This is a genomic window from Arthrobacter roseus, assembly GCF_016907875.1.
Lineage (GTDB): Bacteria > Actinomycetota > Actinomycetes > Actinomycetales > Micrococcaceae > Arthrobacter_J > Arthrobacter_J roseus.
Genome location: NZ_JAFBCU010000001.1, coordinates 755,186 through 780,517 on the forward strand (window position 1 = coordinate 755,186; position 25,332 = coordinate 780,517).

Consider the following 25,332-nt stretch of genomic DNA (forward strand, 5'->3'; position numbering starts at 1 on the left):
ATGATTACTGTGGCCATCGCAGATCGGCGACGATCCAGCCATTGTCGACCGGTTTGAGGATTATTTGGTAGCTCGCTCCTAGAGTCAGCAGCCCCAGCCTTCTGGATTTTCTGCGCAGGTTTCGGAGACGTTTCGGGATTCGGATCGCCAGACGCTTAGGGTCACTGGTTCTGAGGCCACTTGCGCTTGTCCTCGGATGGCTTGCCAGGGGCCGCCCTCAACGGAGAATTCACCGCGGAAGAACGTGGTGAGTTGGACGTTGTAGTCGCCGGTTTCCAGGTACGCGTAGCTCGTCGCGGTTTCTTCGCCCCAGTGCGTTTCGTGAACCGGGGTCCCTGCCTCGGTGATCGGACCTCGTGTTGTCCCATCGCCGTAGTTCCAGGTGTAGCTGCCCGGTGTCGCCCGGACTTTTACAGCTTTTCCTATCAAGGTGATATCAAAGTTCTGGGTTTCCGCAGTGGCGTAGAAGTTGTTGTGGGCTCGGATGAGCGTATGCGGTCGTGGCTGGATGCTGACCTTGGACGAGATGATGCCGAGCCTTTGGAAGTCCTTGAGAGTGACGACGGGGTCTTCGTCAGCGCGTGGCAATTGAGGATCATCCGGAGCAGCGCAGCGGGGAGCACCAATTTTTGTCGCTGTACGGGGGTCTTGGTCTGGCCTATTGAGGATGCGCCAGGTCTGAAGGCGGGCGGTCCCGTCGTCGCAAGTAGAGGCAGTCCCGAGACATACCGGATTGAGATCCCCGTTCGCGTCCGAGCACTCGATGGCTTCCCAGTATCGGTATTTTGAGTCCGGCTCAGTGGGGATAGCGGGCGGTAAAGGCACCGGGGCCGGATTTACCTCACCCGTGGGAGGTCCTGACGTCCCAGGGGGCTTGGGCGCACAATACTGGCCGCCGGTATCAAATCCGCCGCCGTTTGCACGACCACCGATGTCATCGCAATCGCCATCTGACGCGTAAGCAGGTGCGATCTGGGTAAGAGCGCCCAGTAGTAGGACTACGGCTACAAGAATTGCGACGGCAGAAGCGCTGGGGTTAAAACGCAGAATCACTTACCTGCGCCCATGTCCACGACGATCCAGCCATTCTCAACCGGCTTGAGCGACATTTGCCACCGAATGTCGCTACTCAATTCAAATTCTTCATCAACTTCTTGGGGGCCCTTGTAGTCCGTCGAAGCGGATTGATGGAACTTTATGTTCGCGTACTTGTAACCCAAAGGCCGATTCGACAAGTCCGCGTATATGAGGTCAATGGAGTACTCACCGCCTACCATCCACATGCCGTCCGCCTTATAGTTATTGACGTTTCGCACGATCCGGCTACACGACGCGCACTTGAGATTTGTGGATGGAGCAATGGCGTCGGTGCTTTGAGACTCATTCGTGTAATTAATGAGCTCGAAGTAGTACTCAATGAACGCCTTGAGCCCCTCCTCGGTATGCTCTTTCGCCACTGCTGGCATTTCCGGAACGGGCACGTTCTCAGCCGGGCCGTCTTCGGAGGCGGGCTTGTACGACGGCGTTGGAGTGGGCGTCGCCGTCGGGGTCGGCGAGACGGATTCGCTGCTCGAGCCGGACGCGGAGCTGCTGGGATCAGCCGACGGACTTCCTGCACACCCCGCTATGAGGAGCAGCGCGGACAAGGCCAAGGCGCTGGTTCGGAGCAGACGGGAGTTCTTCAAGGAGAGGCGAGACATAGGGCATCCTGAGTAGAGGAGAACGAGCGTTATCAAGTCGATTCAACTCAAGAGTACCCAACAGCTATGTCTTGTGAAAAAGTTATCCACATGTTGGTAGGCACGGAGCTTAGTCCCGTGCCTACCAACAGACTGGATGTCTACTGACCCAGTTGGTTCAGAATTCCAGCTACATCGGTTGCGCCCCAGCGCTCCACGATCTTGCCGTTGGCAAAACGGCCCACCTGGATGCCACGGGCGGTAAAGCGCTTTCCGGTGGGTTCAATACCCTGGAACGTGCCCTGATGTGTGCCGGTTACTGTGAGGACCACGGTCACGTGTTCTTCATCGGCGACCTGGGCCTCTGGCTGGATCTTAAGGTCTGGGAATGCGCTGAGGAACTGATTCCAGAAGTCCTTGATGCCCTGGCCACCTGGCGCTTGCTCGGGTGCGGGATCGTGATCGACTACGTTGTTGTCGAAGACTTCGTCCAACCGGTCAACCTCGTGGTTGTTCAACAGCTCGCCGAGCTTCTTCTGGGCGTCGAGGTTTACTTCACGTGACATGAGCATCTCCTATATGGGTAGTCAGCACACTTATTTTCTCTACTGTTTCGACGCTAACAGAAGGTCAACACCCTGTCACTGTCCGCACAGGGAACCTGCGTACCCCGTGGGATAGTTGCAGGTACACCATCTCTTCAACCGAGGACCTTCTATATGTCTCCCCGCAAACTGTTCCGCGCCGTCGCCTTCGCTGAGGCGGTGACGTGGACTCTGCTGATCATCGGGTTGATTCTTAAGTACGTCACTGAGACCACGGAGATTGGGGTCCGCATCGGCGGTGGCATTCACGGGTTCGTATTCCTTTGCTACGTCGTCGTCACTGTGTTCCTTTGGGTGAACCAGAAGTGGCCGGCGAAAACTGGCGCGCTCGCCGTCGTATCCGCCATCGTCCCGTATGCCACCATCCCGGTGGAGAAGTCGCTCGACCACCGGGGAATGCTCGATGGCGGGTGGAGACTGGCCGAAGGTGGCGAGGAACCGCACGGATTTATCGAGACACTGCAGGCGTGGGTGCTGGGTCATCTGTTACTGGCTGTTGTTATCGCCGTGGTTGCCGTGGCCGTAGTCTTCAGCGTCCTGCTGCTGCTGGGCCCGCCCGGAGAGTGGTTCAACTAACAGCGAAATTGGGTAGAAACCCGTAGGTCAGTGTGCTTACGGTGGTGGTTAACGACGAAAGGATTCCCCATGTCCCGCATCGCTATTATCGGAGGCCACGGAAAAGTTGGCCTGAAACTCGCCCCCATCCTGGCCGGGCAAGGGCACGAGGTCAGCGCCGTCATCCGCAATCCTGATCAGACCAAGGACGTGGAGTCCGCCGGAGCAAGCGCTCTGGTGGCCGACGTTGAAAAGTCGGACGCCGCAGAAATCGCTGACGCACTCCGCGGACACGACGCCGTCGTCTGGGCAGCTGGAGCCGGTGGCGGTAGCCCTGAGCGGACCTGGTCGGTAGACCGCGACGCCGCGATCCGCACCATAGATGCAGCCGTCGAGGCCGGGGTGAAACGCTTCGTCATGGTCTCCTACTTCGGGGCCAGCAAGGACCACGGTGTGCCCGAGGATGACGACTTCTACGCCTACGCAGAGTCCAAAGCTGAGGCTGATGAGCATCTGCGAGGCACCAAACTGGACTGGACCATCCTTGGGCCAAGCGGGCTCTCAGATGACAAGGGAACAGGGCTTATTGAAATAGGCGACGGCGTCGAGGCCAGTAAGGTCTCGCGCGACGACGTGGCAGAAGTAGCTGCGGCAGCACTCGCTGAGCCGAAAACAATCGGAAAGTTCCTCGAGTTCAACAACGGTGGAGCGCCCATTGCGAAGGCTCTGGCGTCCATCTAAGAGGGGGCGGCGTTACGTCTTGTGACGCCCGCTATTTACCCATCGGCAGGATGTGTTGTGAACTGGGTTCGTAACCATCCCGAGCGGCTGAGAGATCTGGCTCCGTGACGCCGCAGCAACCCTGACCGGAATTTTCCGGCGCAGGGTGCTACTGCCAGGACCGATGGAGAGGATTTCCCTGTGTCTGCCGCAACCCCAAAAATCACTGAGCGCCGTATCCGTTTCAACGCCTTCGACATGAATTGTGTTGGCCACCAGTCTCCCGGGCTGTGGCGGCATCCGGACGATCAGTCGTGGAGGTACAAGGACCTGCGTTACTGGGCGGATCTGGCGCAGACGTTGGAGAAGGGCTTCTTTGATGGGCTTTTCATCGCCGACGTTCTGGGCACGTATGACACGTTTGGTGGAACGCCCGACGCCGCCATCCGCCAGGGCGCGCAGGTGCCAGTGAATGACCCCTTCCTTCTGGTGTCGGCGATGGCGCTGGTCACAGAGAATCTGGGCTTTGGCGTAACCGCGGGCACCGCGTATGAGCATCCGTACCCCTTCGCGCGCAGGCTCTCCACACTGGATCACCTGACCAATGGGCGGGTGGGTTGGAACGTCGTCACCGGCTACTTGCCCTCGGCCGCGCGAAACATGGGCAATCAGGACCAGCTCGAACACGATGAGCGCTACGACCACGCCGATGAATATCTGGAAGTGGTTTACAAGCTGCTTGAGGGATCGTGGGAAGACGACGCCGTCGTGCGTGACCGCGAAGCTGGAGTGTTTGCCGATCCTGCCAAAGTTCATGGCATCAATCATGAGGGCCGTTTCTTCAAGGTTCCGGGAATCCACCTGAGTGAGCCTTCTCCGCAGCGAACTCCAGTTATTTTCCAGGCGGGTGCATCGCCTCGTGGGGTTGCTTTTGCAGCGGGGAATGCTGAGGCAATTTTCGTTGCGTCGCCCACGAAATCGATTCTCAAGGACACCGTCGTCAAGATTCGCGACGCGGTGGAAGCCGAGGGCCGGGATCGCTATTCGGTGCGCATCTACACGCTGTTGACGATCATCACCGATGCGACTCCTGAGGCAGCGCAGGCCAAGCATGAGGACTACCAGAAATACGCCAGCCATGAGGGTGCTCTGGTGCTGCTTTCGGGCTGGATGGGAACGGACCTTTCGCAGTACAACCTCGATGATCCCATTGGCGATGTGAAGTCCAACGCCATCCAGTCCGTCGTCGCGAACCTGCAGAAAAAGAACGACGACGGCCAGCCGTGGACCCTGCGCGACATTGCCGAGCGGGCATCCATTGGCGGGCTGGGACCCCGCCTGGTCGGCTCCGGGTCTGAGGTTGCGGAGGAGCTGATCTCGTGGGTTGAAGACACCGATGTTGACGGGTTCAACCTTGCCTATGCGATCACGCCGGGCACGTTCGAAGATATCGTGGAGTTCGTGATTCCCGAGTTGCAGAAGCGGAACGCCTACCCAGATTCTTATGAGCCGGGGACGCTGAGAAACAAGCTCTTCGGCGCCGGCGACAAACTGCCACAGGAGCATCGCGGAAGCCGTTTTCGGTTGAGCGATGCCCATGTGGTTTCCTGAGAGTGTGAGGACAAGTCATGACTACCACTTTTGCTTCCGGCGCCCGGTCACAAGTGATTGACCAGCGCACCTTCCGCGACGTCGTCGGCCACTTTGGCACCGGCGTTACGGTCATCACCGCTATGGGGCCCGATGGTCCCGTGGGGTTTACCTGTCAGTCTTTCTCATCGCTGTCGCTGGATCCGCCCCTGATCACTTTCAGCACGGCTCGATCGTCGACGTCCTGGCCGCACATTCGGTCCGTGGGACGCTTTACGGTGAACATTCTGTCGGCGGGGAACGAGTCCCTGTCCAATCAATTTGCCCGTTCGGGTACGGACAAATTCGCGGGCGTTCAGTGGGCCGTTGGGCCCAACGGTTCTCCGCGGTTGCCGGGCAGTCTTGCCTCGATCGACTGTGAGCTGCAGGCGGAGTACGACGGCGGCGACCACACCATCGTCGTCGGCGCCGTTCAGGACCTGGAGGTCCACTATTCCGGCGAGCCACTCCTGTTCTACCGGGGTCAGTACTTACGCCTAGACGATCGGTAGCGTCACGATTGCGTGGGTCACCAGCCGGTGGTGCCCGGGCCACCCTTGAACGGACCAACAATCTGCTTGGTGATCCACCCGCCGTAGAAGTCACCATCTTGGGTGGTCACTTGTTCGCCGTTGACCTCGCAGGAATCCATGAGACCCGGGTAGAGGGCTACCCGGGTACCGAGTGCCTCGAAACCCGATGTGGGATCCGGGTAGGTCCAACCGGCACGAGGAGCGGTGACGCCGCCAGCAATGACGTCGAAGTAGTGGGCGGGTCCCTTGAACTCGCAGAAGCTGGTGCCCTCGACTGCAACGAGCACACCGTCAGTGAACGAATCCATTGGTAGGTAATAAACAGGTGGATGACTCGTCTCCAGGACGCGCACGGCGTCGGTGGTGTCGGCAATGACCTGCCCGCCCAGTCGCACGATGACTCGTTCCGATCGTGGGTCGACCGCAGGTGGCCGCGGGTAGTCCCAGACTGATTCTTCAGACGCCGTGGGCTTGATGGGCTGAGGACGTTGGAACGATCCGAAAAAACCTTTTGCAGGGGTCATAACCTCATGGTGCCACTAATTCCTGAAACGCGGTCGTGTACGCGGCAGATGTTTGCGGCCAAGGCCGTGCTGGCTTCTTCTTTCATAGCGGCCACACGAGTAGAACCAAGAGTCCTGTCAGAGCGATAAATCCTCCAACGGGGAGTAATCACACTGTGTTGTTCGCCGTGGTTCAATAACTCATGGCTCTTTCTAGAAATACCGTGAACGCTACGTTGGGGCTTCTGCTAACTCTTATTGGCGCTGTGGGTAGCGTGGTCTTTTTTCTGCAGCCGTGGCGCTCTTGCGCCGAGGACGACAGTTCTGCGGGGTGCCCTGCGACATCGACTGATCAAGCTCTGCTCGGTTTGGCTCTCTTCATTTTGGTCGTAGGAGTAATTTTTCTCGCGAAGTCACTGAGGATGGAGCGGATTCCGTCACACGCAGCGGGGCCGTTCGGGAAATTCGACTAGCTGCTGGGTGCAAACTCTTCCTCTACAGAGAATGAGACTCCGCGGCCTCCTGTGCCTTAAGCCCCTCGAATTCAGAACACGTTCTGCGTTAGTGTTCGAGCATGAGCTCACCAACTAGTCTCCGGACTACGTTTCATTCTTATGAACTGAGCCGCGCTTCCGTGCGATTTACCCACGTGACGGGGACATGCTCTGATGAGCGACAAATCTGAGGCGTATTACGATCACATCAAATGCCGTGTACCCGATCTTGAAGGGTGGAGGCTCCGTGCGAGGCGGCGCGAGAATCCACAGGACGGCAGCGAGCTTCATAAGGACGATACCGTCTTCGAGGCCCATCCCATCAGCGAGGCCGCACGTATTTGCCTGATCTCTGCTGGTGAGCATCTTCGCCTAGCCTGGACAGCCGTCAAAGCAGAAGAGGTTTACCCCATAGCGCATTACACCACTCTGCGGGGCGCTTTACTGGCAGCATCCCAAGCCGTCTACATCCTAGGACCCGACGAAGCTGAGATCCGCAGAGGTCGTGGGCTGGCTGCGATCGCTGAATCGTACAAACGTTCAAGACAGTTTCACAAAGAAACTCTGAAATCTCCAGGCCTTACAGAGGTTGAAAAGCAGCAGACCCGAGCGCAAATGGAATGGCTGACGAGTCGGATGAACGAAGCACGGAAGGCTGGGGGAGACGTACTTCTGAACATTTCAGATGTTGTAATCCCGTATGCCGCCGAAGTGACCTACAGAACGAACGCAAACCTGCAGAACGAGGTGAACCTTCTGTGGCGACAAATGAGCGGAGACGCGCACGCCTTAACCTGGGCTCTGGCTCAGCGAGTTGTATTCCAACCCGCGGTAAAGGGGCAGCCGCTTAGCACAGGCATCGCAGGAGGATCCTTGGAAGAAATCGCGCAGCCTTTCGAGGCGTCATTCCAAATCTTGAAACGAGGTTGGGCACTCTACGACCGCCGCTGCGAGATGTAGTGACAAAGAGGAGTTCCTAATACCGAACCCAATCCAGACAACATCTACCCATCCCTGTGACCTGACGGTCTATCCGCTAGCGTCGCCGGAGTACCTGCACGCGGAATGATCCCTGATCTCGGATCCGGGGCGGATCCCACCGATGATTACCATCGACAAGGACGACCCTGCTGTCACGAAGCTGAACCGCAACGGGACCAAGTGCCCAGTCGAACCAACACATGGCCCAAGCAATCGAAGGCAAAAGACCCAGTGCCCTGCTTGTGGACGGGGCTCGACGAAAACCATGCCATCGCCAGCTGCGCGCAGAGGTGTGAAGGAGCAGCTAACGACAGCGGTCGTGCTCATCAAGCACGGTGCTGCCGCCGTGCCATTTACAACCGCACGTCGGGCATTCGATCTTCCAATCGTCTGAGCCGGGGATCTCGATCATCCTCCCGACGTTTTTGCCGCTTGATGGGCATCGAAGCCCTGATTCGTTACTGCTCGCATCATTCATCGGCCTGTCCTTCGTCGATTATTGATTAGCACTTCTCTGTCGTCAGGTCTACCTCTGGGAACTGTTATTGCAACATCTCGCTGAGTAGATCGGCAAACTCTGCGCGAAGTTCTGGAAGAGCGTCGGCCGAGTCTCGGTTGAGGAGCTCGTCCATGCTCCAGACCGCAACGAACGGCTACCGGGGGAGCAGGATGCCGACTCTACGGATGCCCAACGCATCGTCAAGGCCGAGGAGCGCATAGCCAAGGAGCTGGAACAGGGTGTCCTTGAGCCAGGGGTTAGTGATCTTCTCCGTTGTCTTGAGATCCACGAGGAGGTCTCCGATAGCGCAATCCCCGTCGGCTCCACCCACTGCTGGGCTTCCAAGGAAGCTCGGATTCGGCACGTAGTGATCTCCTGCCGCGATGACTCGATTCCATTTCCCCATGAGTGAGACCACGCGGTCGCGCATTGTTGCTATGTCGACTAGCAGCGGCTCATCGATGCCCATCATGAGATCGGTAGCGTCTTTTGCTCGTTTGATCTGCCGACTGAGATTGTCCGAAAGCGCAACCGTGGGGCCGGCACGCATGATGCTCTCGCACCAAGCGAGAGGTACAGATGCTCTGGCGATGCTCAAAGGATGGTCGCTTTTCTTATGAAGAGTGAAATAGGCGAAACCTAGGGCCGTCTCGAGTACCTCGTGGATATGCTTTGCCCTGTGAACGACAGAGGGTTCTCCGACGCGATGATCAAGCCCTCCCTGCGCGGCGTGTTTGCGAAATCGAGACCCGGTAGATCCCGAGGAACGAGGCCATCGCTTTGCCATTGCGTCCGGAAGTCCCGGCAAGCGCGAGCTCTGTGGCGCTTGCATGGATGAACTGCCGAATGGACGACTGCGCGCTATTGAGGTAGCTCGTTAGGGACATGGGGCAACCCAACCGGGGCGTCCGACACGTTATGGGAATGCCGAGTCGCGAGATGCTCTACGCGACGGCGTCCAGAACCTCGGTGCAAGGCTATACCCATGGATGCCAATCGCGAACCTATTTCCCATTAGTTCAAGTTGAGTTTTGCCATGACCTCGGCCGCCAATTCCGCTTTCAAGTAAGGACGCGGGAGGTTGAATACGCGCGCACCCCACGATGTCAGCTCGCTCTGGTAGCCAGGTTGGGCCTTTGTTCTCATTAGTGCCTCCACCGGCGGGGCATAAATGGCGATGACGAGCGGAACCTCACGTGCAGCCATCTTCGTTTCGAAGAGTTCTTTGCCGTACTCAATCTCGTAGTCAGGCAGGTCAGCTGCGCTTGGTGTCGGTCGCCGGACCAGATCGGCGAAACCAACGTTGGCTTCGAGCGCGGCTCGTTCGAAGTGACGCTCACCGTCATTGAGCTCCATGAGCCCGGCCTTGACCAGCTTCATGATCCGACCGCGTGCGCCCTGCCCTTGGAAATAGTGCCCGGCGGCAACGCTCGTCAGCGAGGGATTAACTCCGACGATCACAGCCCGCGGACGCGTGGGCCATACTTCGGCGAGAGTGAGTACCTCACTGCCCATCCACTCGACGCGCTCCTGATAGTCGATGAGGTCGGTCATTCCGTGGGAATTCCGTTCGAACGTTCAAACTTCGCCCCTTCTATGCCCACACGCATATTGAACTTCACCTTGGTGAGTCCTGGCTCTGGCACCCTCATAAAGTCTGCGAACCGAATCAAATTATCCTCCTGAATTTGGCTGTGACAACGGTGTAAGGCTACTGGATACTTCAGCCGAGAGGCATTGAAATGATTTCTCGTCCCGACCGCTCGCCGAACCGGGCTATGCAATCCTCCTGAGGCATTTCAAAATGGCTTCTACAAAAGACTGAGGTCGAGGTGGGCAACGAAAAGGCGGCGGACCTGTTCGTTCAAGCCCAGGTCTCAATCAGCCTGTTCTTGTCGGCCAGTCACAATCAGGGGTCGCTCGCCGCTACGGTGTCTCGCAAGATCGGATCTCGAAACTCATGGTTCGCTGGCGTCTCGACGGAGATGCGGCATCCGAACCATCCTCGCGGCGCCCCAAAACCAGTCCCATCGCGACGCCACCTTAGATCATCGAGCTCGTTACTGCCCTGCGACAGAGACTATGAACGGAAGGTTGGGGTGCCGCTGCTGACACCATTGAATCGCATCTGACTCACTCTCAGCAGGTCTCTTTGAGCCGGGCCGCTGGCCACCGGATCCTCATCTGGGGCTGATCGAGGCAGAACCACAGAAGTGTCCGGAAAGTACTTACCTTCGCTTTGCTGCCGATCAATCTAACGAGTGCTGGCAGTCAGGCTTCACCCACTACCGGCGGAGCACCTCGACGGGAACCCAAGCGCCGACACTGAGATCATTACTTTCCTCGATGACCACTTCCGCCACTCGCTGCACGTCTCGGCACACCGTTCACTGCCTCATCGCGCGACACCAGCGATGGCTTACACAACTAGCATCAATGCCACACCTTCCACGAGGCCAAGCGGTGACGCGCACCATTGCGTCCGCCAAGACCGCATCGACAAATCTGGCACCGTCAGCCTTCGCGTCGCTAGGCAACTTCGTCACATCGGCGTCGGCCGAACCTACGCCGGAACCCACGTCACCTTACTCATCCAAGAACTCGACGTCACTGTCACCAACGCCACAACCGGAGAGATCCTGCGGGAGCTCACTATCAACCTCAACCACGACTACCAACCCGCCGGCACAAAAAAATAGTCCGAACCCACAAACCGTGGGTTCGAACTATTCCAATGTCTTGCGACATCGGGACTGCTGAAGGTTTGGTTGACTCCTGTATCCATATATCGCCACTACTTAGGTTGGCAGCCGCTTCTTTGACTCTCAGCGGCGCGGCAGCATGCCATGTGACAACGAACCACCGTACGTTTGATAGGTGGAAAAACTTCATGGCGGCGTTGAGTGGCTGGGCCGTTGGTGGAAGACCGTTCTTACCGTCGTCGGAGCCGCGATGGCCTTTGCTGGAGCTTTTTGGGGTGCTCTTGTGGAGAGTGACGACACTCTGCGCAGCTGGTTGTTCTTGGCGGGTCTGTTAGGCGCGCTCACCGCGGTTGTCATGCCGATCAATGAAACAAGAGCGACCCATCGCAAGATCGCTGCCTTAAAAGCTGACCTCGAGACGGAGAGAACAACCGGGGTGCAGGCCGTAGACGATGCGAAGCGGGAAGGGCGCGAAGAGTTCCTGCTGGTTGTGGACTTCGCGATCAGACCACTGTTAGAGAAGCTCGGCCCATTGGTGCGGTCTCGCTGGGCCGCGACAAGGAATGATCTCGCAACTCAGCTGAAACTTACCGCCCTCTCGGCGCTTAAAGAAGTGATCGACCCGTCGATCCCACGACTCCGGGCGAACTATTTCAAGTTGAAATATCCGTCGGCGGAGGGCCAAGGGCCTTATCTCCAAGATCCTGCTTCAACAGCCACGGCTCCAAGGGATCGTTTCGACCTGGGTGACAAATCGTCAGAGTCTGATGCCATACTCGAAATGCTCGCAAAGAACGACTACATCTTCACCCCCGATTGGGTTACAGACCCTCCGCCAGGCTTCGGCAAAGCTCGGAAACGTAACTATCGAACCTTCATCTCGGCCGCGGCCTATGACGGCATGGATGTCGATGGAATGATCTCGGTGGACTCGCCGGAGGCTGGAAGCTTGACCGACGCCGATGCGGTGGTGGTTCAGTTGGTAGCCACTATTATCGCCATATCGGAGGCCGTAAGGGATAACAAGAGGAACGACACAGAGGTGTAGGTGGTCCTCATATGGGCAGGCCACCGCTTGGACATATACAGTACGATTGATAAACAACGTGAGGGAGCGTGGCATATGGCAGAAGCACTGAAAGTGACCTCTAGTCGCGTCGAAGAGATGCAAAAAAATCCTCAGGAATACTTCCGAAAGGCGAGAGAAATAGCGCGCCAGCGTGCAGCCGCCCAGTTGAAAGCAGAGCAGCAACAGCGAGCAAATCGTAGTCGCCAGCAAAGTGGCCAGCGCCTAGCAGCCGGCCAAATATAGGATTCGACAACAAAGCCCCCGCCATGTAGCGGTGGCTTTGTTGTGTTCCAATATGATCGGTGGCTCCCGGCCCCGTCACCGGTTTTTCAGTTCTTCGAAGCCGGCCCGACTGTGCTTGATACCGAAAGTGACGAGATCCGTCAGGGCAATAGGAATATTCCGATCTCGTGCTCATTGAGGTTTCGAAAGGCGATCAAGCCGTCCTCCTCCCGTTCTTGTTAGCCGAAGAAGGGCAAGAGTGGGTAGTGCAAGTCCATTGGCTGGGCCTGCGGCATGTTCTGGTTCTCCTTCAAATGATGCGGATGGTGAGGTTTCCCCAATGGGGTGTTCATAATCTGAGATCCATCATGGGCTTCTAACGTTGCAACTGTGCGCTCCGAAAGCCTCGGTTGCTGAGACTCCCGCTATGTGGTTGAGGCAGTGATGTGCTGGATGTTTGTTCTTCGAAGAGCTTCGGTAAAAACTCGGCTCGTGGACGTCGTCGGGGGTACCGTGGATGGGGCCGGCGTTGCTTCGGTTCTATCGGTGGTTGCAGCACTTAGCGGATGGGTAGCGCCATGGCGCACGGTGGTGTTAGAGAACTACGACCGCTTCCACTAACCTTGGGAAGTATTCCGCATATTCGCGTTGGTGGTGTTGAGGAATCTTCGCACCCCCCCCATAGGACACGGGAGTTTCCGCCGCATGACCCTTTCCGCTGCTCACGAGGGCAACTTTGCCCTGGGGTCACTGCGTACGACGGCGAGCCATACGATTGGCGTCTCGCATCTGGTCGAACTCTTGCGGGTCGTTCCGGCGGACGCACCCCATGAGCGTTACCGCGGAGCAGTCGTCGAGGAGAACGTGCTCGGGCGCCCTACTCACACTGGCCGCCAACGCTCGTTCCGACATCTGCGTGAGCTCTACTTCTTGGACCCTACGCGACCTGAGTTCGCGGCGATGCGCCGTCTGTGGGACATCGGCCCAGAGGCGCGGCCACTGCTGGCAGGAATCCTCGCCTTCACACGGGATGGCATCTTGCGCGCCTCATTTCCAGCGATCCACCAAGCGCCTGTCGGCTCTATCGTCACCTCCCGCGACCTCACAGAGGCGGTCACGACTGTCTACGGGGCCGATTTATCTGAAGAGACCCTGGGCAAGACGGGGCGCAACACGGGCGCCTGCTGGACGCAGACCGGTCATCTCGTCGGGAGGACGAAGAAAGTGCGGCAGGCGGTTGAGCCGTTTCCGGCGGCCGTCGCGTTCGCGGCCTTCCTGGGGTACCTTTCAGGCAACCGTGGCGTGAGCGTGCTCGACACGCCGTGGGCGGCGTTGCTTGACCTTCCACCCGGAACCGGGCTAAATGCCCTGAGGAAGGCCCACACGCACGGTTTGATCGATCTTCTGGTGGCCGGCAATGTGGTCGACCTCAGCTTTCCGCTCTTCGACGGGACTCGCGGATGAGTCGCGTTTCCGACCTCACTGATGCGTACGCCGCAGAGTTAGATCTCCCGTGGCGGGCTGGTCTGTCCGGAGGCGAGCGAGTCTGGATGCTCGTCTACCCGCCGGACTTCGAGCGTTCGATGCGTGCGGCGCTCCCCCGACTCGAACTGGCTACCGGCGAAGCTGGCCACGGCTGGCACGAGATTGACATCACTGACAAACTGGGTCGTTGGCTCGCCGGGCATCGCTATGCCGAGGCGTTCTTCGAGGATCCAAGTGATCTCACGGCTGCCATTATCGACCAGTTCGAGTCCGATCTCGTCTCCGAGGTTCGCGAGCGACTCACGGCAGCCTCATCCAACGACGTCGCTGTTCTGGTGGGGATCGGGTCGATCTTTCCGTTCCTCCGGGCGTCGGGCGTGATCAAGGCGATCGATGAGGAAGTGGACGGACGACTCCTTGTCCTCTTCCCAGGTCTGCACGATCCCGACACACATTCCTTCCGCTTGCTCGATGCCCGCGACGGATTCAACTATCGCGCCCGCGTCATCGACCCCCAGAAAGACACCACGTGACCATCAACAACGAGCTCTTCACTCGCCGTCCGCTCGACTTCGAGATCCCGAACGACGGAGTCACCAACGTTGATCGGCCCGATGGGTCAAACCAGTGGAAGGTTCTTGAGTACGAGCTCACAAGCTTCGTTTGTGAAGGCGAGTACGAGCACGGGCTTGAGCGCATCCTCGGCTCCTATATCCGTCACCGAGGAAGCACGACCCAGCCAGCGGTGTGGGTCTCGGGCTTCTACGGCAGCGGCAAGTCGCACCTCGTCCGAGTGCTCCAGCACCTGTGGGCCGACACCGTCTTTCCGACCGGAGCCTCAGCTCGGGGCCTGGCTACCATTCCTCAAGGGTTCAAGGACCAACTCCTCGAACTTACGACCATTGGCAAGCGCGACGGGATTGCACCCTGGTCTGCAGCGGGCGCACTGGATCGGAGCGGCGACAGCCTCAACGCGGTGTTCTTGTCGATCGTCCTTGGTGCTGCCGGTCTGCCGACTCGTGTCGCACCCGCACAGGTAGCTCTCTGGCTTGCCGGCAAAGACGATCTCGATGCGGTCCGCGCACGGGTCGAAGCCGGTGGCGGGGACTTCATCGAGGAACTGAGCGAGTACAACCTCAGCACCCAGCTTGCCGACGCCATCCTCGCTGTCGATCCTGGATTCGCGGCAACGGGCGCGGACGTGAGAAAAGCCCTGCGCAGTCAGTTCCCACCCGACGCGCGCTCACTGTCGACCGACGAGACGATAGTCCTGTTTCGGAAGGTCCTCAAGCACGTTGGTGGCGGCGTCATCCCGCCGACTTTGATCGTGCTCGACGAGGTCCAGCAGTACATCAGTGGGGACGGTGGTCGAGCGATGGAAGTGCAGAACCTTGTTGAGTCTGTCTCGCGCGAGCTCGATGGACGGGTGCTCTTCGTCGCGACCGGTCAGCAAGAGCTCACCGCTGACGCTACTCTGCAGAAGATCCAGGACCGTTTCACCGTCAAGGTTGTCCTTAAGAACCAGGACGTTGATGCCGTTGTTCGGCGTGTGCTGCTCAACAAGGAGCCTGCCGAGCGGCCGGGGCTGGACAAGGTTCTGGCCGATGCTGCAGGCCCAATCTCTCGACAGCTCGTCGGCAGCAAGATTCAGCACACGGCTCAGGACAACAAGGATCTGTCTGAGGATTACCCGCTCCTTCCCAGCCGCCGCCGTTTCTGGGAGAGCGTTCTTCGCCAGGCCGATGCGGGCCGCGCTGGACAGCTCAGGTCCCAACTTCGCATCGTGCATGACGCGAATCGTCTGGTTGCGCTGAAGCCCGTCGGCACGGTCGTTGGGGCGGATTTCCTCTATTCAGCGAAGCATGAAGATCTCAACGGCGCTGGCCTGCTCCTGAAGGAGACCCAACGTCTAATTCACGAGCAGGATCAAAAGGACCCGCTTCGAGGACGCATCCTCGGCCTGGTCCACCTCGTCAGCCTGCTTCCGTCGTCCGGACACGCTGACATCGGTGTTCGGGCAACGACAGACCACCTTGTAGACCTCCTTGTAGAGGACCTCGCAAACGACGGCCCACGCCTGCGGCAAGACATCCCTGCCGCACTTGAGGCACTCACTGAGGAGGGAATCCTCCAGCAGGACGGTAACGAGTACCGGCTCCAGACCATGGCCGGCAGAACCTGGGACGAGGCGTTCCGCCGTCACTCCGCGCAACTGACCGATAGTGAGATCAGCACAGAGCGGGACTCCATGTTGCGCTCGGAAGTCGAGAAGGCCCTGCCCGCCTCGATCCTTCAGGGCAGGGCCAAGGTGGCACGAAAGATCAGCCTCCACGCCGACTCCTCCCAGCCATCTGCCACCGGCAACATTCCTGTCTGGCTGCGCTCGGAGTGGGACGACGGGACCACCACCAAGCAGTTTGAGGACCTTGCCCGTGGCCTCGGCTCCAACTCTCCGATCGTGCTCGCTCATCTGCCCAGGGTCCAGGCCACGGCCTTCGCCTCGGCCTTGCGCAACCAGATGGCTGCACAGCGAACGCTCGACCAGCAGGGCTTCCCGCAGGACGACGAGGGTAAGCAGGCTCGGCGTGCGGTGGAGTCCCGCCACGCCCGAGCCCAAGCGCAGGCCCGAGAGCACGTCCGAGACATCCTCAGCAAGGCTGGCGCCACGCTTGGCGGTGGGTCTGCCCCCGCGGGCATCGCTCTGCGCGACCGCATTGAGAACGGTACGCTGTCGGCAGCGACGCGGCTCTTCCACAAGTTCGACGTCGCTGACGACTCCCGCTGGCCGCAGGTGCTCGACCGAATCAAGAAGGGTTCGGGCGCAGATGCGCTCAAGGCCGTCGGCTACGACGCCGACCCCGAGCAGCATCCAGTCGTGAAGGAAGTCCTCGGCAGGATCGGAGGCGCCGGCACGCCCGCCATTGGGGTCGAGAAGGACCTCTTGTCTGCACCGTTTGGCTGGCCGCGGGACGCCCTTATGGCAGCGATCGGGGTACTGCTCGACAACGGACTGATCAGAGCCACCATCAACGGCTCCGACGCGACCAGGAGCCAAGTCTTGTCCCAGACCAGACTCGGCACAGTGCACTTGAGGCGAGAGTCGACGGTCCTCAAAGCGGCGGAGAAGATTGCAGCTCGGAGCCTGCTGAGCAAGCTCGGGGTGCAGGCTGACAACGAAACGCTGGTCCCGGCGGCCGAGGAAGCAGTCAGGGGCCTCGTACAGCGGGCGACCACCCTCACTGGACCAGCCCCGTTGCCTGACATCGCCCTTCCTGTTGGCTTCGAGGCGGTGCGAAGAGCATCCGGCAACGACCGCGTACACGCGCTCCTCGCGATAAAGGACGAACTGGCGGACTTCGCCGAGCGATTGCAGATGCTGGAGCGGCGTCGCGCATCTAGGCTGGAAGCTCTGTCAACTGCCCGATCTCTCTCGGACGCCGCTGAAGACCTCAACAGTGCATCCGAGGTGCGCGCGCGGCTTGAGGCCTTCGAAAGCACGCGGGAGCTACTCGGGGACACCGACCAGATCAGTCCCATCGTGACCGACCTCGCCGGTGCCGTGCGTGATGCGGTCTACCGGGCTGCCGAGTCTCTGGAACAGGCCCGCCAGTTGGCGGTTGACGGCCTACTGCCCCAGGAGGCCTGGTCGGCACTCGATCCGGGGAAGCAGGAGCAGCTCCTCGCCGAGCACAGCCTAGCGCCTGAGGCGAAGCCAGAACTCGGCGACGCTCAGGCTGTGCTGAAAGCGGTTCAGCACCGTCCGCTCCCGTCCTGGGCCGCGGTTCTCGACGCGGTGCCCACACGAGCATCGAAGGCGCTTGAGGCGGCAGTCCGACTGAGTTCCCCCAAGGCTGGCACCGTCACTGTTCCTGCAGCCAGCCTAAGTAGCGCAGGCGAGGTCGACGCATACCTCGCCGACCTTCGCGTACGCCTCACCAAGGCCCTCGCCGACCACGACACAGTGTTGGTGAAGGGCTGATGGGAGACGTTCTCAACGCTGACCAGCGTCGTCACCTCGACGCAACCGTCCAGCAAGCCCGGACGGCGGGCGAGAAGGCGGCCGCAGATGCGCTGTACGCTCTCGCGGTGGCTGAGCCGAGCCGCCCGGCCTACCTGAGCGACGATGGCAATGCTTTGCGGCTCGCCCTGCGCGAGAAAGCCCGACAACTTGGGGACGACACTGCACGAAGCGGTGCGAGTCTGACCAATCTGGTCCGCGAGGTTGCCTACGAGCAATGGCATCGCCTCCTGTTCGCACGCTTCCTCGAAGTCAACGGCCTTCTGCGTCACCCCGAGTTTCGCGACACCTCGCTCACGCTCGAAGACTGCGCGGACCTCGCGGACGACCTCGGCGAGCCCGACGGCTGGTCAGTCGCCGCACGCTTCGCGTCGGAGGTTCTCCCTGGTGTCTTCCGGCTGGATGATCCGGCAGTCCAGGTTCGGTCCGCTACCGAGCATCGGCTTGAACTTGAACGGATCCTCCTTAGCCTTCCCGATGAGGTATTCGTTACCGAGGACGCCCTCGGGTGGGTCTACCAGTTCTGGCAGACGGCGGAGAAGAAGCGCGTCAACGAGTCAGGTGTCAAGATCGGTGGCGCGGACCTCTCGCCGGTGACTCAATTGTTCACCGAGAACTACATGGTCCGCTTCCTGCTCGAGAACTCCCTCGGAGCATGGTGGGCTGCGCGCCACCCCGACTCACCGCTCATCGGCACGTGGGAGTACCTCCGCCGCCTCGACGACGGCACACCCGCCGCCGGCACGTTTGACGAATGGCCGGTGACGGTGGCGGATGTCACCGTCATGGACCCGTGCTGCGGCTCCGGACACTTTTTGGTCGCGATGTTCGGGATGCTCTGGCGCATGAGGGCCGAGGAGGAGGGTCTTTCTCCGGCCGATGCGCAGGACGCGGTACTGCGGAATAACCTTCACGGGCTTGAGCTCGATCCCCGTTGCACGCAGATCGCCACCTTCAATGTCGCTCTCGAAGCATGGAAGCAGGGCGGTTTCCGTGACCTTCCGGCACCGCAGATTACTTGTTCCGGGGTTCCGGTTCGTGCGACCCGGAGTGATTGGGAGGCACTCGCCGGCGACGACGATGAGCTTCGCAAGGTCATGAAACGCCTTCACTCGCTCTTTCGGAATGCCGACTCGTTGGGTTCGTTGATTGATCCTCAGCCTCCAAACAATGGCGATGGATTGTTCGGTCGCGACATGAGCATCGGTGTTTCATGGGACCGCGTGCGCGGACTGGTGACTGAGGCGCAGCGTCAGGAGCGCCGGGAGGGTACGGTACTGGGACACGCGGCTGACGATGTCGTTCACGCGGCCGGGCTTCTCAGTCGTATGTACACATTTGTCGCGACGAACCCGCCATACCTTTCGCGCAATCGGCAGGGCGAGGTTCTGCGGGACCACTTGACCGACCAATTTGGCAACTCAAAGTCCGAGATTGCCACCTCCTTTCTTGAGCGATACTGCCGCAGAGCACGTTCCGTTGCGATGGTGTTGCCGCAGGCGTGGACGACCCTCACTTCGTACGAGTCGTTGCGGAAGGACCTTCTACGTTCCAGTCGAATAGACGTTGTTGCACAACTGGGGAGCGGTGCCTTCTCGTCGATTTCTGGCCAAGTCGTGAACGTTGCCCTGTGCGTGCTTTCCGATTGCCCACTAGTCGAGGGCAATCTGCTCGCGATAGATGTATCAAAGTCAACTGACAAGGCAATTGATCTGCGTCAGGGCACGTTCTTGAAGATCTCGCAATCCGCGCAACTTTCTAATCCGGACGCACGCATTATTCTTCGGGAGTCGGGCGAGCGTGTGACGCATCTCTCGGAGTTTGCAGCTAGTTACACGGGATCCCAAACCGGTGATTTTTCTCGCTTTGGACGGACATTCTGGGAGTTCTCATCTATTCCAGATCGGTGGGCGCGTCAGATGACTACGGTTGAGGAGCCCACCCTCTGGGGAGGGCGAAAGCACGTGATCTTGTGGGAGGACGGCCAAGGTGCGCTTGCTAAATTTCCAGGCGCGTACATTCGAGGGCGTTCGGCTTGGGGAAAGGATGGCATCCTGGTGTCCCGTATGGGGCGACTGCCAGCGACTCTGTACCGAGGAGAGTTCTTCGACGATAACGCGGCGGTGGTAGTGCCACACCAAGGAGTGCAAGTCGAAGTCATTTGGCATTTCATAAACTCTCATGAATTTCTCAACGAAATTCGGGCTATCGATCCGTCGATCAAGGTCACCAACGGAACGCTGGTAAAGGTTCCGTTCGATCATGCGCGATGGAAGGAGGTCGCAGGCGAGATGAAAGTCCTGCCAGAACCCCACTCGGACAATCCGACGCAGTGGCTCTACAAGGGCGACGTGGGTGGTTCCTCGCAGCCGCTTCAGGTGGCCGTTGCCCGCCTTCTCGGCTTCCGGTGGCCCGAGCAGGAGCCTGACGAACTCGATCAGTTCGCAGACGCCGACGGCGTCGCTGCACTGCAATCGCTGCCGGGTGAACCTGACCTCACGACGCGTCTCCGAGAACTGCTTGCGGCCGGATACGGCGATCAGTGGTCGAGCACTCTTGAACGCTCCCTTGTCACCGAATCCGGCGGGAAGAACGGACGGCTTGAGGACTGGCTGCGCGACACTTTCTTCGCACAACACGTGAAGGTCTTCGACAACCGTCCCTTCCTGTGGCACATCTGGGACGGACGCAAGGACGGCTTCTCCGCGATCGTCAACTATCATCGGCTCGACCACCGCACACTCGAGAAGCTCACGTTCACTTCGCTGGGGGCGTGGATCGAGCGGCAGAAACATGAAGCGGCTGCGGGTCGCGCGGGTGCTGACGCGCGCCTTGCCGCTGCCGAGGACTTGCAGGAGCGTCTCAAGCTCATCCTCGACGGCGCCCCGCCATATGACGTGTACGTGCGGTGGAAGAAGATGCACGAGCAACCGATCGGTTGGCACCCCGACCTAGACGACGGCGTGCGCCTCAACATCCGCCCCTTTTTCACAGCGGGTGTGCTGCGGTCCAAGGTCAACGTGCATTGGAAGAAGGACCGCGGTACGAACTCTGACGGGTCGGAGCGCATCAACGATCTTCACCCGACGCTGGAGGAGCGTCGTGGGGCACGACGGCTGGCAGGTGTGAAACTGTGACCGCGGTGCGGGCCGTCGTTGCGCACGCTCTGCGCGAGGCAGCGAAGTACAACGTGGATTCGAGTGCCCCTCCCGTAGCCGTGTTCTGGCCTGATCCGGATCGTGCGTGGGAGCCGGTCATCGGCCTTCTCCAAGAGGCCGTCCCGATCCTCGTGCTCGGCGACTACGACTCCGCGAAAGCCCAAGGGCCCGCGATATGGGTTCGCGCGGTCCTGGCAGTCCCGGAATCCGTGGACCTCCCAGCACATTTAGCCGAGCACAGCGACAAGAACCCGTGGGTGATCTACCTGCCGGGCCTCGGTCGAAGTTCACTCTCGGACGTCACCAGCCCCGACCCGGCAGTGTCGCCCCTTGTTGAAGTGGCACTACGCTCCAGCTGGTGGCCGTCCGCGCACGGGCAGACCCCGTGGACCCCACACTCCTTCCTAAGCTCGAAGAGCGGCGCCGGCCTGGATCTTGCGGGGGATGCAAAGACGAGGTCGGCGCTCAAAGGCGTGCTCGACCGTCTGTTCGCCGACGACGTCGACGAGCTGCGCCGCATGGGCCGCCTTGACGCCGCACGGTTGCACTCACTCGTCATGTCCGACAGCGTCCGCACCTTGCTGGAGTGGCTGGACGATCCCGACGGCACTCGCAACGCACTTCAGGGAGCTCGTTGGAACGCCTTCGTCGAGGCGTGTCGCACGACGTACAACTTTGATCCAGCCAAGGATGGTGCGCTCACCGCTGCCGCACGTTTCGGGACTCGGAAAGGCGCTTGGGGTGATGCGTGGGCTCGGTTTGCAGACAACCCTCGCCGGTACCCCAACATCCCCGCCGCGCTCGATCAGGCCCGTCCCCAAGGTGATCTCTTCGGCAGCACCGATCCGCATCCAGACTCTTGGCCATCGTGGAACCTTGAGCAAGAGGATGGCCTCCGCAAGTCTTTCTCTGGCCTGGTCGACAGCAACGACCCCGATAAGGCACGCGAGTCGGTGCGCGAGTTGGCTGCCATCCACCTGCGCCGCGAGGAGAGCGTCTGGGACGAGCTCGGGCAAGCCCCGCTAGCGCGGGCGATAGGCTTGTTGGCCGAGCTTGTAGGTCTGACTGCCGCGGGCGCGTCGGGGACCGACCTGCCCTCCCTGGCGACTTGGTACGCGGTTGACGGCTGTAAGGTCGATGATTTGGCGCTTCGCGCCATCGCCACCTCGCCGACCTCGGCGGACCGTGGCGCTGTACGCAAGGCGCTCCAAATCATCTACGACCCCTGGCTGGAACAAGTTGCTCGCACGTTCCAGTCTGCGGCGACTTCCGGCTACAAGGGCCAGGTTGGCCTCGATGTCCAAGCTGGCACTTGCGTCGTCTTCGTTGATGCCCTCCGATTCGACCTCGCACAGCGGCTTGCGAAGCGGCTCGCATCCCTAAACACCACCATCTCCCCGCGTCTTGCAGCGTTCCCCACCGTTACCCCGACCGGCCAGCCGGCCGTTGCACCCGTGATAGCCACATTCGGGGCGGGCCCAGCGTTCGACGCGGCCGATGTCCAAGGTCGCTCGGTGAAGGGGCAGGTTTTCCGGGCAGCCCTGTCCGACGCGGGAGTCCAGTATCTCGACTGGAAGTCCTCTGAGACTGGACAGGCCAGCGGCATCGGTTGGACCCAGACCAACACCATCGATGCGCTCGGCCACGACCACGGGCATGCGCTGTCCGACATGGTCGATCAGCAGCTCGATCTCGTTGCAGAACGAATCCTGGGTCTACTCGCGGCAGGCTGGCGACACGTCGTCGTCGTGACCGACCACGGCTTTCTCCTCCCAGCGGGTCCTGCGCTGAAGGTGACGCTGCCCCTCGCGGTCACAGAAGGCGACTCCGCCCGCAAGCCGCGAGTCGCTCGACTGAAGGCCGGGTCGGCGCGGCCAGACTTCCCGATCATCCCGTGGACCTGGGATGCGTCAGTCGACATGATCAGCGCGCCTGGTGCCGCTGCCTTCGAGGCTGGAACCTACTACGAGCACGGCGGCCTGAGCCCGCAGGAGTGCGTCATCCCGGTCATCGAAGTTTCTGCCCGAAAGGGTGCAACCGGGCCCGCACAGATCGAGGGAATCCGTTGGACGGGGCAGCGCTGTCGCATTGATTTCGAGCCCGCGGAGGCCGATGTCATGGCAGAGGTTCGGCTTTCCCCCGGGGACCCAAGCAGCACAGTCGGTGGCCCGAAGCCGCCATCCGAGCCAGGGGAGATCAAAGTGCTCGTCGACGAGGACCAGGCTGCTGATGGCACTGCGGCATACATTGTGCTGATCGGGCCAGACGGTGCCGTTATTGCACAGCGCCAGACAACGGTGGGAGGTGCCGAATGACCGAAGCGATCATCCTTGACCCAATCGACGAGCTGGCGGCCTCTGCCTTTGAGGGGTACGTGGTCCGCAAGGACCTTGCTCAGCAATTCAAGGGCGCCTACCCCGTACCGACCTACGTCGGTGAGTTTCTCATCGGCCGCTATTGCGCCACCACCGACCCCGACGAGATTGAGGAGGGGTTGCAGATCGTGCGCCGGCTCCTCGCCGACCGCACCGTTCGGGCCGGGGAGGAAGAGCTTTTCAAGTCCCGCGCGCGCGAACGTATGACGATCAAACTCATCGATATAGTCAAGGCACGGCTGGACGCGAAAGCGAACGCATACCTCGCAGAGCTGCCGAGTCTCGGCCTCAAGGACGTCCGCATCGACGACGCCGTAGTCCGTGACAACGAGCGAATGCTGACCGGGGGTTTCTACGCCGAAGTGGATCTCTACTACGACGCCGTCATCGCCGATGAGAACAACGGCAAGCCCTTCGCCATTGGGTCGCTTCGTCCGATCCAACTCTCGACCCGCGATTCATTGGCTCGGTTGGCTGAAGGCCGCTCACGCTTCACGACTGAGCAGTGGAAGCACCTCCTGCTCCGGTCGGTGGGGTTTGAACCGGAGCAACTCACGGAGCGCCAGCAGGACGTTCTCTTGCTACGGATGGTCCCGTTCGTCCAGCGCAACTTCAACATGGTCGAGTTGGGGCCTCGCGGTACCGGCAAGTCGCACCTGTTCCAGCAGGTCTCGCCATACGCCCATCTCATCAGCGGTGGCAAGGCGACTGTCGCCCGAATGTTCGTAAACAATGCGACCGGCCAACGCGGGCTGGTTGCCCAGTACGACGTTGTGTGCTTTGACGAGGTCTCAGGCGTCTCCTTTGACCAGAAGGACGGCGTCAACATCATGAAGGGCTACATGGAGTCGGGTGAGTTCTCCCGTGGCCGAGAGTCGATCCGGGCTGATGGGTCGATTGTACTTGTTGGAAACTTCGACGTAGACGTTGCTCACCAGCAGAGGATCGGCCATTTGCTCTCGCCCCTTCCGCCGGAGATGCGGGATGACACGGCGTTCATGGACCGAATTCACGCATACCTACCGGGGTGGGATGTCCCGAAACTCAGCCCCTCGTACTTTACCCACCACTTCGGTCTAGTGAGCGACTTCCTCTCGGAGTGCTGGTCCCGCCTCCGCGACCAATCGAGACTGGCATCCGTCCAAGGACGGGTTAACTATTCCGATGCGCTCTCCGGGCGCGACCTGTCTGCGGTCAACAAGACGGTCGACGGCCTACTGAAGCTGGTCTATCCGGATGCCGAAGCGCAAATCCCCGACGAGGACCTGGAGTGGGCAGTCCGCATGGCGCTCGAATGTCGGCGACGTGTCAAGGAACAGCAGCGACGCATCGGGACAGCGGAATTCCGCAACACCCAGTTCGGCTATCGGATCGGCGAAGGAGTTGAACAGTTCGTCTCAACCCCGGAGCTCGCAAGCCCTGACTCGATCGGTTTGGACCCACTCCCGCCAGGTCAGGTGTGGGCCATCGCCGAGGATGGCGGAGGGACCGGCCCAGGTCTTTACCGCATCGAGGCGGCGGACACTCTAGGAGCTGGGGCATCAGGATTGCTCAACCAGGCAGCCCCAGCTCCACTCCGCGAAAGTTTCAAAGTCGCAGAGCAGAACCTTATTGCCCAAGCGCGCACTCTTGTCGGCGAACGCAATCCCCGCGAACACAACCTCACAGCGCAGGTCCGGGCACTTGACGCGGCGAAGTCGGGAGCTGGGCTTGGCTTGCCGATCCTTCTTGCGCTCACGTCCTCCATGCTTCAGCGATCCGTTCGTGGCGGCCTGATCACGGTCGGTAATCTCTCGCTGGGCGGTGGCGTCGAGACTGTGCTCAACGCGGCCGCTCTCGCCGAGCATGCAATGGAGAAGGGCGCGTCGGCGCTTCTGCTCCCCGTGTCGGCCCGCCGACAACTGCTTGACGTCAGCGACGAAGTGGCCACCAAGGTTTCGTTCCTGTTCTACAGCGACGCCCGCGACGCGCTCGTGAAAGCACTAGACGAGTAACGCAATGCTTAGCAGTGCTTGGCGTTCCTAACCGGCAAGACGAACAAACCTGCCTGGTCGACGTGCGGAGAGGGCCGAAAAGCGAGCCGTTGTTTATGGTTTCCGCTGCGC

At 60.3% G+C, this 25,332-nt stretch carries 21 protein-coding genes and 1 riboswitch; of the genes, 14 read left to right on the plus strand and 7 right to left on the minus strand.

The features are described from left to right. Positions 1-84: 84 nt before the first annotated feature. The 3 genes from JOE65_RS03970 to JOE65_RS03980 all read right to left on the minus strand — a co-directional run bounded on the left by JOE65_RS03970 (position 85) and on the right by JOE65_RS03980 (position 2,245). Positions 85-825: a PKD domain-containing protein gene (locus tag JOE65_RS03970; RefSeq protein WP_239536611.1), complete on the minus strand. Its 741-nt coding sequence runs from the start codon at positions 823-825 to the stop codon at positions 85-87. A 224-nt stretch (positions 826-1,049) separates the two neighbouring features. Beyond that, positions 1,050-1,700: a DUF6318 family protein gene (locus JOE65_RS03975; RefSeq protein ID WP_205162018.1), complete on the minus strand. Its 651-nt coding sequence runs from the start codon at positions 1,698-1,700 to the stop codon at positions 1,050-1,052. Between the two features lie 140 nt (positions 1,701-1,840). Next, complete coding sequence (locus JOE65_RS03980) at positions 1,841-2,245, minus strand: ester cyclase (RefSeq protein ID WP_205162019.1); 405 nt, start codon at positions 2,243-2,245, stop codon at positions 1,841-1,843. A 153-nt stretch (positions 2,246-2,398) separates the two neighbouring features. Here JOE65_RS03980 and JOE65_RS03985 point away from each other — a divergent pair, with 153 nt between their 5' ends. The 4 genes from JOE65_RS03985 (at position 2,399) to JOE65_RS04000 (ending at position 5,700) form a co-directional block, all read left to right on the plus strand. Then, positions 2,399-2,860, plus strand: a complete 462-nt coding sequence (locus JOE65_RS03985; protein WP_205162020.1) for a DUF3817 domain-containing protein — start codon at positions 2,399-2,401, stop codon at positions 2,858-2,860. Positions 2,861-2,929: 69 nt separating this feature from the next. Further along, positions 2,930-3,580: an SDR family oxidoreductase gene (locus JOE65_RS03990; protein WP_205162021.1), complete on the plus strand. Its 651-nt coding sequence runs from the start codon at positions 2,930-2,932 to the stop codon at positions 3,578-3,580. 71 nt (positions 3,581-3,651) lie between these two features. Continuing rightward, positions 3,652-3,750: riboswitch (SAM riboswitch) on the plus strand. Positions 3,751-3,760: 10 nt separating this feature from the next. Then, positions 3,761-5,170, plus strand: coding sequence for an LLM class flavin-dependent oxidoreductase (locus JOE65_RS03995; RefSeq protein WP_338021541.1), 1,410 nt, complete (start codon positions 3,761-3,763; stop codon positions 5,168-5,170). Between the two features lie 17 nt (positions 5,171-5,187). Continuing rightward, positions 5,188-5,700, plus strand: coding sequence for a flavin reductase family protein (locus JOE65_RS04000; RefSeq protein ID WP_205162022.1), 513 nt, complete (start codon positions 5,188-5,190; stop codon positions 5,698-5,700). Between the two features lie 17 nt (positions 5,701-5,717). Here the strand turns inward: JOE65_RS04000 and JOE65_RS04005 are convergent, their stop codons facing one another. Then, positions 5,718-6,245, minus strand: a complete 528-nt coding sequence (locus JOE65_RS04005; RefSeq protein ID WP_205162023.1) for a DUF427 domain-containing protein — start codon at positions 6,243-6,245, stop codon at positions 5,718-5,720. Between the two features lie 647 nt (positions 6,246-6,892). Between JOE65_RS04005 and JOE65_RS04010 the strand changes: the two genes are divergently transcribed. Then, the gene (locus JOE65_RS04010) at positions 6,893-7,678 is read left to right on the plus strand and encodes a hypothetical protein (protein ID WP_205162024.1); all 786 of its coding nucleotides are present in this window, start codon (positions 6,893-6,895) and stop codon (positions 7,676-7,678) included. A gap of 674 nt (positions 7,679-8,352) precedes the next feature. Here JOE65_RS04010 and JOE65_RS04015 read toward each other — a convergent pair. The 3 genes from JOE65_RS04015 to JOE65_RS04025 all read right to left on the minus strand — a co-directional run bounded on the left by JOE65_RS04015 (position 8,353) and on the right by JOE65_RS04025 (position 9,752). Continuing rightward, complete coding sequence (locus tag JOE65_RS04015; protein WP_205162025.1) at positions 8,353-8,748, minus strand: hypothetical protein; 396 nt, start codon at positions 8,746-8,748, stop codon at positions 8,353-8,355. Between the two features lie 160 nt (positions 8,749-8,908). Continuing rightward, positions 8,909-9,085 carry a hypothetical protein gene (locus tag JOE65_RS04020; protein ID WP_205162026.1) on the minus strand — a complete coding sequence of 59 codons (177 nt, stop codon included), beginning with the start codon at positions 9,083-9,085 and terminating at the stop codon, positions 8,909-8,911. Between the two features lie 127 nt (positions 9,086-9,212). Further along, positions 9,213-9,752, minus strand: a complete 540-nt coding sequence (locus tag JOE65_RS04025) for a uracil-DNA glycosylase family protein (protein ID WP_205162027.1) — start codon at positions 9,750-9,752, stop codon at positions 9,213-9,215. Positions 9,753-10,612: 860 nt separating this feature from the next. Between JOE65_RS04025 and JOE65_RS15055 the strand changes: the two genes are divergently transcribed. The 9 genes from JOE65_RS15055 (at position 10,613) to brxL (ending at position 25,221) form a co-directional block, all read left to right on the plus strand. Then, the gene (locus tag JOE65_RS15055) at positions 10,613-10,897 is read left to right on the plus strand and encodes a hypothetical protein (RefSeq protein WP_239536612.1); all 285 of its coding nucleotides are present in this window, start codon (positions 10,613-10,615) and stop codon (positions 10,895-10,897) included. Positions 10,898-11,075: 178 nt separating this feature from the next. Continuing rightward, positions 11,076-11,948, plus strand: coding sequence for a hypothetical protein (locus JOE65_RS04035; RefSeq protein ID WP_205162028.1), 873 nt, complete (start codon positions 11,076-11,078; stop codon positions 11,946-11,948). Positions 11,949-12,023: 75 nt separating this feature from the next. Next, entirely contained in the window at positions 12,024-12,212 is a 189-nt protein-coding gene (locus JOE65_RS04040) for a hypothetical protein (protein ID WP_205162029.1), read from the plus strand. 684 nt (positions 12,213-12,896) lie between these two features. Next, positions 12,897-13,655 carry a hypothetical protein gene (locus JOE65_RS04045; RefSeq protein WP_205162030.1) on the plus strand — a complete coding sequence of 253 codons (759 nt, stop codon included), beginning with the start codon at positions 12,897-12,899 and terminating at the stop codon, positions 13,653-13,655. Further along, positions 13,652-14,209 carry a BREX protein BrxB domain-containing protein gene (locus JOE65_RS04050; protein WP_205162031.1) on the plus strand — a complete coding sequence of 186 codons (558 nt, stop codon included), beginning with the start codon at positions 13,652-13,654 and terminating at the stop codon, positions 14,207-14,209. Before JOE65_RS04045 ends, JOE65_RS04050 begins: the two co-directional genes overlap by 4 nt. Next, the gene (brxC, locus tag JOE65_RS04055) at positions 14,206-17,655 is read left to right on the plus strand and encodes a BREX system P-loop protein BrxC (protein WP_205162032.1); all 3,450 of its coding nucleotides are present in this window, start codon (positions 14,206-14,208) and stop codon (positions 17,653-17,655) included. Before JOE65_RS04050 ends, brxC begins: the two co-directional genes overlap by 4 nt. Further along, positions 17,655-20,831 carry an Eco57I restriction-modification methylase domain-containing protein gene (locus tag JOE65_RS04060; RefSeq protein WP_205162033.1) on the plus strand — a complete coding sequence of 1,059 codons (3,177 nt, stop codon included), beginning with the start codon at positions 17,655-17,657 and terminating at the stop codon, positions 20,829-20,831. Before brxC ends, JOE65_RS04060 begins: the two co-directional genes overlap by 1 nt. Further along, positions 20,828-23,167, plus strand: a complete 2,340-nt coding sequence (gene pglZ, locus JOE65_RS04065) for a BREX-1 system phosphatase PglZ type B (protein WP_205162034.1) — start codon at positions 20,828-20,830, stop codon at positions 23,165-23,167. Before JOE65_RS04060 ends, pglZ begins: the two co-directional genes overlap by 4 nt. Beyond that, entirely contained in the window at positions 23,164-25,221 is a 2,058-nt protein-coding gene (brxL, locus tag JOE65_RS04070) for a protease Lon-related BREX system protein BrxL (protein ID WP_205162035.1), read from the plus strand. The genes pglZ and brxL overlap by 4 nt, the downstream gene beginning before the upstream one ends. Positions 25,222-25,332: the final 111 nt, after the last annotated feature.